Below are 16,558 nucleotides of genomic sequence, written 5' to 3' on the forward strand. Positions count from 1 at the left end.
GGTGTGTTTTTCTACGTTGCGCCGGGCCTCTGAGGGAAGGTGCGGCCGATATTTTATCGGCCTTTTTCGCAGCGATCCGTAGCATTTTCAGTACCCGCATCTAGCAACTGCGCCAATTCTCGGCGACTAGCAAATTTCATGCGCTACGATTGTTTATCCTTTTTTGGGGCTTCGCCGCGTCGAAGCATGCAGCAGCTTGACAGAGGCGGGCTAGTTTGATTTATGCACATTCGTAACGAGCGTTATGCCAAGCGAGTCGGGTTATAATTCAGGAGGAGATGGAGTGTTGGGTGACGATAGCAACGACCTGCGACTAACGGGTGGGCGTGCGATTGCTCGCACACTGGTCGAAAATGGCGTTACCGACATGTTCGGCGTGCACGGTTATATCAACAACGTGCTGGAGGAGGCCTTTCGCCTCGGCATCAACAACTACCATTTCCGGCACGAGCAGTCCGCCGGCTTCGCCGCCGACGCCTATGGCCGTTTGAAGCGCCAGACTGGTGTCTGCTATGCTTCCTCATCTGGTGGCATGTCGAACTATTTGGCCCCGCTTTCACAGGGCATCGGCGCACTCAGCCCGATGCTGCTTCTTGTTGGGCAACACGGAACCGCAGGCGATGGCCTCGAAGTCCTTCAAGAGGGCTACGCTGCGGAGTGCTTCAAGACGGTAACGAAGTGGACTAAGCGCCTCACCGACTGGGAGCTGAATTCTTATTGGACGCAAAAGGCGATCCGGGATACCATCGGCTACCCCCCCCGGGCCAGTCTGCCTTGAGGTTCCACTGAACAATCAGTGGAATTTCGGTTCGGCCCCGCAGCGAAAATATCTGCCTTCTGGCGAAGTGCCAAGACCGATATTGGCGGCCGGTGATCCGACGCGGGTTCAGAAAGTCACAGACCTCATCCTCGGCGCGAAACGCCCCATTATCGTAGTCGGCGACGGTATCTACTGGTCAGATGGCATGGCAGCGTTGCAGCATTTTGCTGACCTGATGCAAATCCCGGTCAACTGTCGTCGTACGGCGCGCGGCGCGGTGTCAGAGCTGGATCCACTCAGCGTCCCTTCGGCGCTGCGGGGTGCGATGCTTGCCAAGGCAGACCTGATCGTCCTCGTCGGCATGCGCGCGGGCGAACTGGAATCCTGGTTCGAGGCGCCGGATTGGCCGCGCGGCAACGTCAAATATGTCCAGATCAACGAGACCGCACAGGATCTCTGGTACGCCTTGCCTACCGAAGAGATGGTCGTCGGCGCGAGCCGCATAGTCATTGAACAGCTGACATCTTACTGCATCGACGGACTGGGTTCGAAGAAGATCGCACGCGATGATTGGCTGGCCCATCTTTCAAACCTGCGCGAACAGAACATCGCCAATCGCGCGAAGCTGCTGGCTAAGTTCGGAGGCCAGACTCCGATCCACACATATGAGCTCACTGATGTTCTGGCGAACGTTGTCGATGACGACGCTTCGATCATCTACGACTCCTATTCGGGTTCTCTCTACCTGACCGATGCCGTGCGGGCGAGGTTTGCGGGTCAGATTCTCGATGCCGGTCCGCGTGTGGCGCTCGGCCAAGGCATCGGCATGTCGATCGGCGCTGCGGTCGCACGACCGGGCAAGCAGGTCGTCACGCTGGTCGGTGACGGCGGCATGGGCATCGCGGCGCCGGATATCGAGACGATGATCCACTATAATTTGCCAGCGACGGTGGTGGTGCTGAACAATAGTTCCTGGGGCGGCAATTCCCTCCAAGGAGATGACATTCATCCGAATATCGACTGGTCGGTGGGCAAGAACAATCGCTGGGATCTCGCATTCCAGGCGTTTGGGGCTCATGGCGAATTCGTCGAGAAATCCGAAGACCTGGCGCCAGCGATGCGTCGCGCTTTTGAAAGCGGTAAGCCGGCCGTCGTCAACGTGGTCGCAGACTGCGACGGGGTCGACTACTCGCAGGCATGGTTGCGCTTGAAGTCAGGCGACATGTGGTCCCGCGGCCTCGATGAGATCGGACCAGAAATCAGGCGGCACTTTCAGGTGACCCCGATGAACGCACTTCGGATCATGAAGACCGCCGGTGACAATGGCACTCATATTCCGCTCGATTTCATTGCTGAGCTTACGGGAAATGATGAGGCCTCACTGCGACAACTTGCAGACGAACGGAGCTATTCGATTCCAAAGTGACTACCGCATTTTTGCGTAAATCTGTGAGCAATGCGTGAATAATAGTAATCCATAGGAGGGGAATTGTGATTAAGAGCAACAGTATTCGCTCATCGCTGCTGTACGCTGCAGTCGGAACCATGGGGTTCATGCCTTCGTTGGCGCTGGCCCAAGGTGACACCCAGGCGGCAGAGGGCGCGGCGCAAACAGATGACAGCGCCAATCCTGCCGGGCTTGAAGAGATCATCGTCACGGCAGAACGGAAATCGGCGAGCGTGCAGAGCACGCCGATTTCCATTTCCGCCATCGGCGGCGACGCCCTCGCGGCAAACCATGTCGTCAATATCGAAGGCATGACAGAGAGCCTTGCCAATGTTCAGTTCGCCCGCAACACAGGCGACGCCAAGATCTTCATCCGGGGTGTTGGCTATGACAGTGTCGCCCCTGGTGGTGAAACACGGGTCGCCGTTTATAGTGACGGCGCGTATTTGCCGCGATCGCAAAGCGTTCTGCTTGGCATGTTCGACGTCAATCGCGTCGAAGTGCTGCGCGGTCCACAAGGTACACTCTATGGGCGCAACGCCACTGCCGGTGCCATCAACATTCTGACCAATGATCCGACCCGCGAACTCAGCGGCTATGCGACATTGGGCGTGGGCAATTATGGCCTTATCAGGACCGAGGGCGCGGTCAGTGGAACGATAGCCGGCGATCTGCGCGGCCGCCTCGCCTTTCAAACGCTCGACCAGTCGGGGTACGGCAAGAATATCGATACCGGGGAAGACGTGGATGATGGGCACATCCGGTCGATTCGCGGAACGCTGATGCAGGACGTGGGCAACGTCACCGTCCGGATCGAAGGAGACTATTCCTGGGAAAAGGACCATCGCTACGGGCGTCGTTTCGTCGGCCGGGGCAATCCCGCCGTTACGCCGCTGCCCTTCGCATTTGGGTATGTCGCGCCTTCAGACCCGCGTGACGCCGCTGGCCTTGGTCCGCAAAACCGGATCGAAACCTATGGCACGACTGCGCAGCTGACATGGAAACTTAGCGATGATATCCAACTGGTTTCCGTCAGCGCCCTCCGGCACCTGACGGCTTCGCTCGATACCAATATCGATCAGACGACGTCAGGCTTTAGCCGTCAGTTTCTGCGCGAGCGCTCGACAAGCGCGAGTGAGGAATTGCGGCTACAAGCGACGCTCGGCATCGTCGACTTCATTCTCGGCGGCTATTATTTCCATGAGAAGAACTACGCCCAGAACACGATTCCGCTTGCGGGCGTGGCGTTGGGCATCCCTGGCAATCAGGCCCTGTTCCAAGGCTCGGATGCACGTGGCACGGTCCGCACCAATGCTTTTGCCGGTTTCGCACGTGCGACCATCCATGCGACTGACCGCCTAGGCCTTGATGTTGGGATCCGGTACAGCGATGAGAAAAAATCCATCAACGAGACGAACCAGTTCGATTTTCGGCGGCTCTACGATCCCTCCAATCCGCTCATCCCCCGTTCAAGTGCGAATCGGAGTAGCCGGTGGACGTCTGTAGATCCGACGGCGACGCTGCACTATCAATTCCCTAACAACATATTCGCCTATGCGACCTTCTCGCAGGGTTTCAAGAGCGGCGGGTTCAACATCGGCAGCGTTCAGCCGCCCTTTGCGCCGGAAAAGCTCCGCAACTACGAAGTCGGCCTCAAGGCGGACCTATTTGACAGGAAGCTGCGCGCCAATATTGCAGCCTTCCATTATGATTATACCAACCTACAGGTAAACATCGCGCGCGGCACGCTCCTCCTGACAGAGAATGCGAGTTCGGCAACGATCGATGGCGGCGAGCTTGAGCTTACTGCACTCCCCGTGCGGGATCTGACCCTGAGTGCAAACTTCTCCTATCTCGATGGGCGTTATAAGGACTTCATAAGTGTTGACCCGTCCCGCGCCGCGTTGGGCCCCTTAAATCTCGATGGGAATCAGCTGACTTATGCGCCCAAGTACAAGGCGAGTGGCCGCGCCGAATATATCGTGCATGCGGCCGTCGGCGATTTTGTACCATGGATGGAGGTGAACTATACGTCACGCGTGCAGTTTTCGCAGTTCAATCTGCCGAATGTTTCGCAGGCTGCATACACACTGGTCAATCTGGGGGTCCGGTTCGAAAGGCCCGACTCCGGCTTTTCGATTGCAGGCTATGTACGAAATCTGACCAACAAAGACTATTACTCGGGTCAGCAGATTGGCACGAGCGTGCTCGGGCTGATCAACACCGGGCAGCTCGGTGCGCCCAGAACGTTTGGCGTCGATATAACCAAGCGTTTCTAACAAGCGAAAAAATGAGTGAGGGGATCGGTTTGTGAGTTCTGAGCCTAGCGAAATGACAACAGGCGGCCGATCCCCGCCCCACACCCCTAGTGGTTCCGAAGCCGAAGGCCCGAGCGGGGACTTCGGCCTTGCGGTCGGATCCGCGATCGATGGGCTGCGGTCAGCGAGACTGCGGGTTCATGCGCCCTTGCTGCTCGGCTTCATCATGCTGTTCGATTCCTGGGATAGCGTCGTCATAGCCTATGTCCTGCCGTCGCTCATGAAGGAGTGGGGTATCGGTCCGGCGGCCGCCGGGTTGCTCATGTCTAGCGGTTATGCAGGCCAGTTTATCGGCGCAATCCTCCTCGGCCGGCTGGCCGAGCGTTTTGGTCGGATGCCCGTGTTCAAGGCCGCTGTCCTCGTCATGAGCGTGTTTGCCTTGGTAAGCTCTGTATGCCCGGGTTATAACTCTTTGCTCATCTCCCGTTTCATCCAAGGCATTGCCATTGGCGGGGCGCTGCCAGTGAGCATCACCTACATCAATGAGCTGGCGCCGAAGGCAATCAGGGGCCGCTACTTCGCAGCGTTCCAGTTTATTACGATTTCAGGGTATGCCGTCACGGCAGCAGCGAGCGCGGCAATCATTCCAGCGTTCGGCTGGCGGCCCATGTTCGCGCTGGGTGCCTTGCCGCTGCTCCTGATACCGTTCGTCGGGCTCCTTTTACCGGAATCGCCACGGTGGCTCGCAAGTCGGGGGCGCATTGCGCAGACGAACAAGGCATTGGTAAAGCTCGGCGGTCAGGCCATTACGGTTAACGCAGCCGCAGGCACGGTTCAAACGGTCTCCCCCTCGGCCAAACCGAGCCCGTTTGGTGAGTTGTTCCAGCCCATTTTCGTGCGGCGCACGGTTACTCTGTCGCTGCTGTGGTTCGTGACATCGTATGTGAGCTTCGGAATTATCACATGGATTCCCTCAATCTACGTCACGAAGTTCCACATGGAGATCGGTGAATCGCTGCGCTACAGCGCAGTGGGGACGTTGATTTTCGTAATGGTTATTCCAGCTGTTGCGTTGATCATCGATCGGGTGGGACGGCGGCAGATTGCGATTACGGGCTCGCTGATGAGCGCCCTCGCATTTGCCGCTCTGGCATCCCAAATTGCGCCTGGTATTGGGGCGATCGTTGCGATGGTGATGATTGGCCAGTTCTTTACCGCAGGCGTGTCGGTGATCTTGTGGCCGTATACGGCGGAGAACTATCCAACATCCGTTCGCGCAACGGCAATGGGCTGGGCCAGTTCACTCGGTCGGGCAGCGGCGCTCCTCACGCCGCTGGCGGTAGGAGGGCTTCTTGCGTTGACCGGTTCGATCCATATCGTTTTCGTCATTTTCGCAGTGCTCGCCTTGATCGCTACGTTGATTTGGTGGCTGGTGGCGCCGGAAACTGCAAAAATCGATCTGGATATGGTGCACTAAGGGGATTTCAGGTGGGTCGAAAGTTGATCGCTCCCGCGACATTTCTGCAAGATCAGTCTGTGAAACTGTTTCATATTGATTCGAGCATTCGAAGCACAACGGCGGCCATCCGCCAGCTAACGGTGGCGATCGCGAGAGCCTCGACTTGCCCGGGCGGATCCTGGGCACCAGCGCCGATCGGCTGGTCTCCTGGCGCGCGATCCGCGGCGCCGCCGAGCGCATCCCGCATGCTGAGCTGGTCGTTTTGGCGAGGAGGCTCGGCATGAGAGCCTGCGGGAATCCACGGAGGTGCGCGAGCGGGCGATGACGGCGATCGCGCGGTTCGTCGATAGCGTCACCCGATGAGCGCTGCGCACGAAACGTTCGACATCGTCGTGGTCGGGGCAGGGATGGCCGGTGCCTCGCTCGCGGCGGCGCTGGCGGGACAAGCACGGGTGCTGGTGCTGGAGGCGGAGGATCGTCCCGGTTACCACACCACCGGTCGCTCGGCCGCATTCTGGACCGAGAGCTATGGTGGGCCGGATGCCCAGCCGCTCACCAGCGCCTCGGGGCCGACGCTGGCGGCGTTGGGCTTCTTGACGTCGCGCATGGCGCTCACCATCGGCACCGCAAACCAGGCGCGCGAGGTCGAGGCTTTCGCGCAGACGTATTCTGCGCTGGGCATCGAGATGCGATTGCTCGATCGCGGCGGGCTGGAGGCGCAGGTCCCCGGTCTGAAACCCTGTTGGACGCTCGGAGCGCTGGAGCCGAGTTGCTGCGACATCGACGTTGCTGGGCTCCACCAGCACTATTTGGCACAGATGCGATCGGACGGCGCGCAGCTGTGGTGCGATGCGCGCTTGGCTGCCGCGCATCGCGTGGAAGCCAACTGGCGATTGACACTGGAGGATGGTCGCACAGTGCGCTGCGACGTGCTGGTGAATGCGGCTGGCGCGTGGGCCGATCCGATCGCGCTGCTGGCCGGCGCAGCGCCGCTCGGCATCGCTCCGCTGCGCCGCACGATCGCGCAAGTGCGGGTCGCACCCGTGGTGCCGGCCGCGCTACCGCTGGTGCTCGACGTGGCGGAGCGGTTCTACTTTAAGCCCGATGCCGGACGGCTGTGGCTCAGCCCGCACGACGAGACGCCGAGCCTGCCCTGTGACGTGGTGCCTGAGGAGCTCGACGTCGCCTTGGCCCTCGAACGTCTGGGCGACGTGGTGGACTGGACGGTCGAACGGGTCGAGCACCGCTGGGCCGGCTTGCGCAGTTTCGCGCCCGACCGTCTGCCGGTCTACGGCTTCGATCTGCGGCAGACCGGCTTCTTCTGGTTTGCCGGACAAGGCGGCTTCGGCATCCAGACCGCTCCTGCTGCTGCCGCCCTCGGAGCGAAGCTGCTGCTCGGGGCAGGCGCGGATGATGTTGATCCGCAGCGGTACCTGCCTGATCGGTTCGGATAAGTTCCCCCTGTCGACGCCCCTGCCAGCGGGGGGCGTCGCGGTGTGATCGCGTGCCAGGCCAGCAGCACCGACTCCAGTAGCGCCATCCCAATCAGGATGCTGACCCGCCGGGCGAAACTCAGCCCGATTGTAGCTGTCGGGCACCAGCACCACCAGGATCGCCACGGCGAACTGCAGGCCGGGATCCTCGTACCTTTCTTGCAAAAAGTGACGCTAAGCAGTAAGCGGTAAAAATCCCCACGTAGCGGTGGAGCAGCCGTGGTGGGTTTGGCGATGTAATTTCGGCGATGTGACGTGACCCCCAGCTTTCCTCCAGCTGGGATTAGAGCCCGGCGGTTGTTTTGCGCATCAGCGCGGTTGAAGCAATGGGCTGCGTAGCGGAGCCCGTAGGGCGCAGCGAAGTAGGCCATTGCTTATCCAGTTCGGCGGCGAACGCCGCTGGTGTCGCGTATCCAAGGGATGAGTGCGGCCTCTCGCGGTTGTAGTCCTCCACCCAGGTCGCGATCTCGACCCGGGCATGGGCCAGGCTCATGAACAACGTCTCGTTGAGCAGCTCGTCGCGCATGCGTCCGTTGAAGCTCTCGGCATAGCCGTTCTGCATCGGCCGCCCCGGCGCAATGTAATGCCACTCCACGCCGAGCTCTCCGCACCATGCCAGCACCGCGTTGCTGGTGAGCTCGGTGCCATAGCACATTGGGAAGCTGCCTCTCGAAGGCAGCGCTCGCCTTGATGGAGACAAGGGCGCGTAGCGCCCGCAGGCTTCATCAAGGCGGTCATGACCGGTCATCAGGTCTCTAAAGTGAAGTTGTCGACTCAACACTTTGGAGGCAGACCGACCATGACCAAGCTCAGTTCTACACCCGCCGATGCCGTGCTGGTAGCCATCGATATGTCCAAGCACCGCCAGGAGGTCCTCATCGAACGCCCGGAGGGCGGGCGGCGACGGCGTATGACAGTGATGGCGACGAAGACCGATTACGACCGCCTTGCGTCCGTTCTGGCTGATATTGGCAGACCGATTGTCGTCGGCTTCGAGGCGACCGGTAACTATCACCGCACCTTGGCGCACCGCTTGCTCACAGCAGGTTTCGAGCTGCGCCTGATCTCGTCCGTAGCCTTGGCCCGGACCCGAGAGGCTCTACATAATGGCTGGGACAAGAACGACTCCAAGGACGCGCAGGTGATCCTGCATATGCTGCGGATTGGCGCCACCCAGCGCTACGTCGATCCGCTTGCCGCCGGGATTAACGATCTGCAGGAGATGTCGAAGACACACGAGGCCATCTCCAAAGCCAAGACCCAGACCTGGCACCGGATCCTGACCCATTACCTGCCGCTCTACTTCCCAGAGATCGAGCGCTTCGCCGGCAACAGCAGGTCTGATTGGTTTCTTGCCTTGCTCGAGCGGTTTCCGACGCCCGGGAGCATGACAGCGCTTGGCCAGGAAGCATTCACGCGCGAGGCGTGGTCACTGGTCGGTCGCAAGGTCTCCAAGGCTCGATTAATCAACGATATTTACGAGACCGCCTGCGCATCCGTCGCACTGCCGGTCGATGAGGATTCTGTGGCGATTGCCATGTTTCGCATGGTCATCGCGCAAGCGCGCAGTCTGATCCGCCAACGTGACGAGATCGAGCGAGCCGCCCATGCCATGCTCAGCGAGAACCGTGACTACCAGCTGCTTCGTATGATCCCTGGCATCGGCCCGATCAACGCGCTGACCATCCTCGCCGAGGCCGGGGACCTTCGACGGTTTGCCCACCATCGCCAGTTCCTCAAGTTCTGCGGGCTCGATCTGGCCACCTGCCAGTCCGGCACATTCCGCGGTCGGACCAAGCTTTCCAAGTATGGTAATGCTCGGTTGCGCCGCACTTTCTGGATGGCCGCACAAGTCGCCGCTCGCCAACGCGACAACAGCTTTCGCGATAAGCTGGGCCGATACATGGAAGGACACGCCAACGACCCCGATCGCCGCCGCAAGGCAATGACTGCACTCACCGCCAAGATGGCGCGCGTCGCGCACGCCGTCATCAAGACGGGAACCGAGTACCGCCCGTTCCTCGAACGGGCGGACACCAGATGGAAGGACCCCTCTCTGCTGTGCCGTGAGGGCGCAACTGCGACCCTGTAGATAATGTTCGGGCCTTCCATCTGGCATCCGCATCTCATTTTAAGGACGGTTAGGACCACGACCGATGCGGCCGCTGGATCCTGTGTTTGCTATGGCCGAGAGCGCATTCCTTGACGATGGAAGCCATCTGGATCAAAAAGACATTTGCGCCGGTCATGATCGGCGCAACGAGACCTGCTGGCCTTGTCCCACAGCTGCTTCCCGACCTAGGACGTTGTCGCTGACGATCATACCGGGCTTGCCGCGTCGTTCGATCAGAGCGGTGAGTTCACGCACGACACGGCTGTCATCGGTCGTGCAATTCTCCGCAAAAGTGGGCTTTGAAAATTCCCTAGTTGGTGGCCCCTTCATCTCATTCTGCCGGGGCTAGCCCCGGCAGAATGAGATGAGCCGACATTGTCCTCATCTCCTTTGCAGACGCGGAGACGGGGCCGATGATCCGACTTGGAGAATTGATGATGATCCTCGAACTACATCGGCAGGGTGTATCGATATCCGCCATTGCCCGACGCACTGGTCGCGATCCCAAGACCATCCGAAAATATATCGAACGGGGCATCGAGGCCCCGGTTTACGGCCCTCGCATGCTGGGTCGACCGAACAAACTGGCACCCTATCTGGAATTTTTGCGTGAGCGAGTGACGGCCTTTCCCGATCTGACTGCGGCGCGCCTGACGCGGGAAATCCGTGAGCTGGGATATATGGGCGCCTATACCGCGGTAAAGCGGTTCCTGGCAGCGATCCGGCCGGAAAACGGGCCTAAGCCCTTTGAGGTTCGGTTCGAGACGCCGCCTGGCGTGCAGGCACAGGTCGACTTTGCCCGGTTCGTCGTCGAATTTACCGATGAGCCCGGCGTCAGCCGGATCGTCTGGCTGTTCAGCCTGGTGCTGGGACATTCGCGCTTCCTGTTTGCGCGCTACGTCATGCATCAGGATCTCCAAAGCCTGTTGCGCTGTCATATGCAGGCCTTTGAAGCGCTCGGCGGCGTCCCGATCGAGATCCTCTACGATCGCATGAAAACCGCTGTGACCGGGGAAGATGATCAGGGCCACATCATCTACAATCGATCATTGCTGGCTCTGGCCGGGCATTATCGCTTCGTGCCGCGCGCCTGCCGTCCCTATCGGGCCAAGACCAAGGGAAAGGTCGAGCGGCCATTCAGCTATATCCGCAAGGACTTCTTCCTGGGCCGGAGCTTCCGCAATCTGGACGATCTCAATGTCCAGCTGATCGACTGGCTCGATACCGTCGCCAACGTCCGTGTCCACGGCACGACGCAGCGGATTATTGCTGAAGCCTTCGCCGCCGAGCAGCCTGAGTTGCAGCTGCTCCCGGCGGGCCGCTTTGACGCTGTTCTGAAGCTGGAGCGCCGCGTCAGCCACGATGGGATGGTCTCGGTCGGCGGCAATTACTACAGCGTTCCCGATCGCACCCGGCGCGTCGTCGAAATCCAGCAGTTGCCCGACAAGATCCGGATCGTAGACCTGGGCCAGGTCATTGCCGAGCACCCGGTTCTTGAGGGGCGCCGGCAGTACAGGATCGATCCTGCGCACCGGACAGGCAGCAGCGGCGCCAAGCGCCGTATCCATGGCAAAGAGGTAATCGCCATCGGTCGTGTAGGCGAGCATGTCACCGTGCGCTCCCTGGCCATCTATCAAGCGATCGGCAGCCAACTGGCGCGGGGAGAACGGCCATGAACCATGGGGGTGCCGCATCCCGCGTCGATAATATCCGCCGCAGCCTGGTCCATCTCAAAATGCCACGCGCCCTGGAGATGCTCGACGCCACCCTGCGCGGCATAGAGCAGGGCAAAATCGATGGCATCGAGGCCATCGACATATTGCTGAACGAAGAACTGTCGCTCCGGGAGAACCGCAGGATCAAGGCAGCCCTGCGCATGGCAAGGCTGCCGATCATCAAGACGCTGGACGGATATGACTTCTCCTTCCAGCCATCGCTCGACCGGAACCGCATCCTGGCGCTCGCTGGCCTGGACTTCATCAACCGGGCCGAGGTGGTGCATCTGCTGGGCCCGCCCGGTACCGGGAAAAGCCATATCGCCACGGCCCTTGCCGTCGAGGCCGTGAAGGCGGGCAAGAGCGTCTACTTCATCCCGCTCGCCGATCTGATCGCTTCACTGACCAAGGCTGAACGCGAGGGCACGTTGCGCGAGAAGATCCGCTTCCTATGCCGATCCTCCCTGCTCGTCGTCGACGAGATCGGGTATCTTCCCGTCACGCCCGGCGGCGGCAATCTCTTCTTCCAGCTCGTCAACGCCCGATACGAAAAGGGTGCCATGATCCTGACATCCAACCGCGGCTTCGCCGAATGGGGTGATGTCTTTGGCGATCCGGTGGTGGCCACCGCGCTGCTCGACCGCCTTCTTCACCACGCTGTGGTCGTCCAGATCGAGGGCTCCAGCTATCGCATGCGACAGCACGCCGACCTGCTGCCCGAGCATGCGCGCATGGCACCGTCCATCAACCCACCGCCCTTGCCGAAACGGCGCGGCCGCCCGCCAGCAAAGGAAAAGCCCGATCTCCATCACGGCTGATCACCGACACCAACCCTCCCGCCAAACTAGGGAATTTTAGATGCCCACTTTTGCGGAATCTTCGGTGCCCGTTGACAACGGCGGCCCGAGATCGAGGTATCGGGCACCGCTGCCAGGCACTCCCGCGTCACGTCATCGACCACATTGAGCACACGGAAGCGGCGACCCGACGCCATCTGGTCGTGCACGAAGTCCAGGCTCCAGCGCTGGTTCGGCAACGCCAGCACCGGAGCAGGCGCTCTGGTCCCCACGGCTCTCCTGCGGCTGCGTCGTCGCCTGACTGCCAGTCCTTCCTCCTGGTAAAGCCGCTGGGTCTTTTTGCGGTTGATCATCACGCCCTCCCGGCGCAGCAGGATATGCAAACGGCGATAGCCGAACCGGCGACGCCGGTTCGCCAGCTCGCGCAGCTTCTCACGCAGACCGGCATCATCGTCCCGCGTGGAACGGTAACGCACGCTCTTGCGATCGGCATCGATGACACGGCACGCCCGCCGCTCGCTCATCTCGTGGCAAGCCTGGAGATGAGCCACAGCTTCCCGCTGCGCGGCGGGCGTCAGAACTTTTTTGCCAAGAGATCCTTCAATGCGGCCTGGTCGAGCATCGCATCGGCCAGCAGCCGCTTGAGCTTCGCGTTCTCGCTCTCTAGCTCCTTCAGCCGCCGGGCCTCGGACACCTCCAGCCCCCCATACTTCGACTTCCAGTTGTAGATCGTCGCTTCCGACACTCCATGTCGCCGGGCAAGGTCGGCGGTCTTCGCACCCGCCTCCGCTTCCTTCAGAACCCCGATAATCTGCTCTTCTGAAAACCTCGTTCGCTTCATTGTCTGTCCTTCCTTCAAGGCCAGACTCTAATCGCTCGTGGAGGAAAATCAGGGGGTCACGTCAGATGAAGCCGCGCTGGCGATGTTGCTCATTTCGAACACGGTTTGCCCGGCGTTTGTATCGACCTAGTTGTATGGGAGCAGATCGTCGCGATACTACTCGACGAGCTTCAGGAACAGGTTCTCCGCCAAGAGCGAGATTTCTGCAATTTCGATCATCTTGTCGACTTGCAAAAGCGTCGATGACTTAAATCAGAGACTTACCCGTCGGCGGAGGGTAATTTTCGGCAAAAGACAGGCTCAGATGCTCAATTCGCCTTCATTTTGAGGCGCTTCATCGCAATGAAAATAAGGGGTACCGTTGGGGGTATTTTTCGAGATTCAAACAATAAAATGACATATAATCAGATAAGTACGTGAGCTAGATAGATCCCTCCTCCACTACCGCCCGCATGATCCCATTGGCGTCCCCACGCCAAGGTTATCCGACAAGCTATCGCATAAGCGTACGCCCGGCAGACAATGCGCGTAATTTTTGCTGCTACCTAGAGAGCTACCTAGCGCGCAAAGCTAACAGGCGCCCGCCTTGCGGCGAGAGTACTATCTAATTGAAAATGTGGGTGAAAATGGTGGACGCACTTGGGCTCGAACCAAGGACCCGCTGATTAAGAGCAATCTTTCCGTCCGGATGTGTTCGCGAGCGACCGCATCGATGTGCAGGTGTCCAGAGGATCTGGTCAACTGACTGCGATCCCGTCGAGGATCGGACAATCGGGTCTGCTGTCGCCGCTGCACCCTTCGGCCAGTTCCAGCAAGGCGCGCCGCATGGCTTCAAGTGCTGCGGCCTTGCGACCAAGGTCATCGGCATGTGCCAGGGCAACGGCCTTCACTTCACTGCTCGTCCGCTCGCGGTTGTCCCATAGGCCGAGGAGAGTGGTGATCTCCTCAAGCGAGAAGCCAAGGCCGCGGGCGTTGGCAATGAAGCGCAGGCGCTCGATCGATTGCGGCGAATAATCCCTGTAACCATTGTCGCGTCGGTCAGGGGGCGGCATCAACCCTACGCGCTCATAGTGCCGGATCATCCGCTCCGACACGCCAGTGGTCTTCGATGCCTGTCCGATGTTCATGGCCGCTGTTCGCCGAACTTCGGGTAGCGTCCTTGGTGGTGGCCGCCATGGAAGAAGTGCAGCAGCGGGCAGGCGAACAGGAATGCGTAAGGGATCAGCCCGAAGAAGTGCTGCCGGTGTTCCGGATAGAGCAGGAAAGCGGCGATCAGCGCGCCCGATGCCGCGGCCAGCAACCACGCGCGCTTGCTGGAAAGGCTCATAGCGCAATCCTCCTGAGACGCAGCGAATTACCGATGACGCTGACCGAGGAAAGCGCCATTGCCGCCGCTGCGATGATCGGTGAAAGCATGATGCCGAACAGTGGGTAGAGCGCGCCTGCAGCCACCGGGATACCAGCGACGTTGTAGGCAAAGGCGAAGAACAGGTTCTGCCGGATGTTGGTCATGGTTGCATGACTGAGGTGCCGGGCACGCGCTATCCCCGTCAAATCGCCCTTGAGCAGGGTGATCCCTGCGCTTTCAATCGCAACGTCTGTGCCGGTGCCCATGGCGATGCCGACATCGGCAGCGGCAAGCGCAGGGGCGTCGTTCACACCGTCGCCTGCCATCGCCACGATCCTGCCTTCGTCCCTCAAGCGCTTCACGATCGCGCTCTTCTGGTCGGGCAGGACATCGGCTTCGATGTCGTCGATACCAAGGCGCCGGGCGATGGCGTCTGCCGTGACGCGGTTGTCTCCGGTCAACATGATGACATGGATGCCCGCTTCGGCCAGTGCCTTGAGCGCGCCAGGCGTAGTCTGCTTAACCGGATCGGCAATGCCGATAGCACCCGCAACACGGCCATCGATGCCAAGGAAAATTGCGGTCGCCCCGTCAGCGCGCAGGGCGTCGGCACGTTGCGCCAGTTGGGCAGTCGAGATCCCTTGCTCCTCAAGAAAGCGGGCATTGCCAGCAACAAGCCGATGTCCATCGACGATTCCGGTGATGCCTTTGCCGACTGGCTGATCGACGTCGCCCGGTTCGCTGATTGCCAGTCCTTTGGCTTCGGCATCCCTGACAATGGCGAGAGCCAGCGGATGCTCGCTGCTGCGTTCGAGGCTGGCGGCAAGGCGCAACACCTCGCGGCTGTCGAACCCCTCGGCCGTCTCAATGGCGACCACCGCAGGCTTGCCTTCCGTAAGCGTGCCGGTCTTGTCCACGACAAGCGTATCGACCTTCTCCATGCGTTCGAGCGCCTCGGCATTCTTGATGAGAATACCGGCCTGGGCACCGCGTCCGACCCCCACCATGATCGACATCGGGGTTGCGAGGCCAAGCGCACAGGGGCAGGCGATGATCAGCACGGCCACCGCGGCAATCAGGCCATAGCCCATTGCCGGCGATGGGCCGACCAGGGACCAGACGACGAACGCGATCGCTGAGACCGCGATCACCGCCGGCACGAACCAGCCCGACACGGTGTCGGCAAGCCGCTGGATCGGCGCACGACTGCGCTGGGCTTCTGCTACCATCTGGACGATGCGCGCCAGCATGGTATCGCGCCCGATCTTCTCGGCGCGCATCACGAGGCCGCCGGTCTGGTTTATCGTGCCACCGATCAGCTTCGACGATGCCTCCTTGGTCACCGGCATGGACTCGCCAGTCACCATCGATTCATCGACGGTGCCGCGGCCCTCCAGCACCACGCCATCAACCGGAACTTTCTCGCCAGGGCGAACGCGTAGCGTGTCGCCGACCAGAACCTGGTCGAGTGTGATCTCCTCGTCACTACCATCGGGACGAACCCGGCGGGCGAGCTTGGGCGAAAGGTCGAGCAATGCGCGGATCGCACCGCTGGTTGTTTCCCGGGCACGCAGTTCAAGCAGTTGGCCAAGCAAGACCAGCACGGTAATGACCGCCGCTGCCTCGAAATAGACCGCGACTGAGCCGTCTATTGCGCGAAACGCGGCCGGGAAAATGCCGGGCGCGAGCGTCGCCGCCATGCTGTAGATCCAGGCGACGCCCGTTCCCATTGCGATCAGGGTGAACATGTTGAGGTGACCGCTTTTCACCGAGGCCCAGCCGCGTTCGAAAAATGGCCAACCCGCCCACAGGACCACCGGCGTCGCCAGAACCATCTGGATCAGGTTGGCGATGTTTCCATCCAGATAATGGCGCAGTCCAGTCAGATGCCCGCCCATTTCGAGTGCAACCACCGGCAAAGCGAGGATGAGGCCGATTACAAAGCGCCGCTTCATGTCGGCATATTCGGGCGACGGTCCATCGTTGAGCGTCGGCGTCATCGGTTCCAAGGCCATGCCGCAGATCGGGCAGCTTCCCGGCCCGGACTGCTGGACCTCCGGATGCATCGGGCAGGTCCAGATCGCGCCTTCTGGCACCGGTTCTGTCGGGCGCGGCGCATCGCTCATATAGCGCTCTGGATCAGCCCTGAACTTGGTTAGACAGGCAGCGCTGCAAAAGTAGTGATGGACGCCGCCGTGGGTCGTGACATGCGGCGTGGTCGCCGGGTCGACGCTCATTCCGCAAACGGGGTCGATAGCCGTTCCCGGGGTTTCCGGTCCGGAATGGGCGCAATGCGCGTGGTTGTGTTGCGACTCGGTCATGCCTCA

10 protein-coding genes and 3 pseudogenes are annotated in these 16,558 nt (G+C 60.6%); 8 read left to right on the forward strand and 5 right to left on the reverse strand.

Annotated elements, in window-relative coordinates; translation table 11 throughout:
- The first annotated feature begins 286 nt into the window (after positions 1–286).
- The 5 genes from KFK14_RS07615 to KFK14_RS07635 all read left to right on the forward strand — a co-directional run bounded on the left by KFK14_RS07615 (position 287) and on the right by KFK14_RS07635 (position 7,378).
- Complete coding sequence (locus KFK14_RS07615; protein WP_212610455.1) at positions 287–778, forward strand: thiamine pyrophosphate-binding protein; 492 nt, start codon at positions 287–289, stop codon at positions 776–778.
- 82 nt (positions 779–860) lie between these two features.
- Positions 861–2,186: a thiamine pyrophosphate-dependent enzyme gene (locus KFK14_RS07620; RefSeq protein WP_212610456.1), complete on the forward strand. Its 1,326-nt coding sequence runs from the start codon at positions 861–863 to the stop codon at positions 2,184–2,186.
- A gap of 65 nt (positions 2,187–2,251) precedes the next feature.
- On the forward strand, positions 2,252–4,486 hold the full coding sequence (locus KFK14_RS07625) for a TonB-dependent receptor (protein WP_212610457.1): 2,235 nt from the start codon (positions 2,252–2,254) through the stop codon (positions 4,484–4,486).
- A gap of 187 nt (positions 4,487–4,673) precedes the next feature.
- Positions 4,674–5,942 carry an MFS transporter gene (locus tag KFK14_RS07630; protein ID WP_246524959.1) on the forward strand — a complete coding sequence of 423 codons (1,269 nt, stop codon included), beginning with the start codon at positions 4,674–4,676 and terminating at the stop codon, positions 5,940–5,942.
- Positions 5,943–6,283: 341 nt separating this feature from the next.
- Positions 6,284–7,378, forward strand: a complete 1,095-nt coding sequence (locus KFK14_RS07635) for an NAD(P)/FAD-dependent oxidoreductase (RefSeq protein ID WP_212610459.1) — start codon at positions 6,284–6,286, stop codon at positions 7,376–7,378.
- A 322-nt stretch (positions 7,379–7,700) separates the two neighbouring features.
- Here the strand turns inward: KFK14_RS07635 and KFK14_RS07640 are convergent.
- Positions 7,701–8,063: pseudogene (locus KFK14_RS07640) on the reverse strand (integrase core domain-containing protein); the annotation flags it as partial.
- Positions 8,064–8,216: 153 nt separating this feature from the next.
- On the opposite strand from KFK14_RS07640, the pseudogene KFK14_RS07645 reads away from it, so the two are divergent.
- The 3 genes and pseudogenes from KFK14_RS07645 (at position 8,217) to istB (ending at position 12,063) form a co-directional block, all read left to right on the forward strand.
- Positions 8,217–9,513, forward strand: a pseudogene (locus KFK14_RS07645) (IS110 family RNA-guided transposase).
- Positions 9,514–9,943: 430 nt separating this feature from the next.
- Entirely contained in the window at positions 9,944–11,206 is a 1,263-nt protein-coding gene (gene istA / locus KFK14_RS07650) for an IS21 family transposase (RefSeq protein WP_127692189.1), read from the forward strand.
- Positions 11,203–12,063: an IS21-like element helper ATPase IstB gene (gene istB / locus KFK14_RS07655; protein ID WP_212608798.1), complete on the forward strand. Its 861-nt coding sequence runs from the start codon at positions 11,203–11,205 to the stop codon at positions 12,061–12,063. Before istA ends, istB begins: the two co-directional genes overlap by 4 nt.
- A gap of 68 nt (positions 12,064–12,131) precedes the next feature.
- On the opposite strand, the pseudogene KFK14_RS07660 reads toward istB, so the two are convergent.
- From KFK14_RS07660 to KFK14_RS07675, 4 genes and pseudogenes are all read right to left on the reverse strand, one after another.
- A pseudogene (locus KFK14_RS07660) lies at positions 12,132–12,883 on the reverse strand (IS3 family transposase); the annotation flags it as partial.
- Between the two features lie 737 nt (positions 12,884–13,620).
- Positions 13,621–14,010, reverse strand: coding sequence for a Cu(I)-responsive transcriptional regulator (gene cueR, locus KFK14_RS07665; RefSeq protein ID WP_011445792.1), 390 nt, complete (start codon positions 14,008–14,010; stop codon positions 13,621–13,623).
- On the reverse strand, positions 14,007–14,210 hold the full coding sequence (locus KFK14_RS07670) for a DUF2933 domain-containing protein (RefSeq protein ID WP_066556611.1): 204 nt from the start codon (positions 14,208–14,210) through the stop codon (positions 14,007–14,009). The genes cueR and KFK14_RS07670 overlap by 4 nt, the downstream gene beginning before the upstream one ends.
- On the reverse strand, positions 14,207–16,552 hold the full coding sequence (locus tag KFK14_RS07675; protein ID WP_066556612.1) for a heavy metal translocating P-type ATPase: 2,346 nt from the start codon (positions 16,550–16,552) through the stop codon (positions 14,207–14,209). The genes KFK14_RS07670 and KFK14_RS07675 overlap by 4 nt, the downstream gene beginning before the upstream one ends.
- Between the last annotated feature and the right edge of the window lie 6 nt (positions 16,553–16,558).

This window comes from Sphingobium phenoxybenzoativorans (assembly GCF_018286635.1).
Lineage (GTDB): Bacteria > Pseudomonadota > Alphaproteobacteria > Sphingomonadales > Sphingomonadaceae > Sphingobium > Sphingobium phenoxybenzoativorans.

Excerpts from the sequence above, each read along its gene's own strand:
- KFK14_RS07670 (WP_066556611.1), bottom strand. The coding sequence starts at position 14,210 with ATGAGCCTTTCCAGCAAGCGCGCGTGGTTGCTGGCCGCGGCATCGGGC.
- cueR (WP_011445792.1), bottom strand. The coding sequence starts at position 14,010 with ATGAACATCGGACAGGCATCGAAGACCACTGGCGTGTCGGAGCGGATG.
- KFK14_RS07635 (WP_212610459.1), top strand. The coding sequence starts at position 6,284 with ATGAGCGCTGCGCACGAAACGTTCGACATCGTCGTGGTCGGGGCAGGG.
- KFK14_RS07675 (WP_066556612.1), bottom strand. The coding sequence starts at position 16,552 with ATGACCGAGTCGCAACACAACCACGCGCATTGCGCCCATTCCGGACCG.
- istB (WP_212608798.1), top strand. The coding sequence starts at position 11,203 with ATGAACCATGGGGGTGCCGCATCCCGCGTCGATAATATCCGCCGCAGC.
- istA (WP_127692189.1), top strand. The coding sequence starts at position 9,944 with ATGATCCGACTTGGAGAATTGATGATGATCCTCGAACTACATCGGCAG.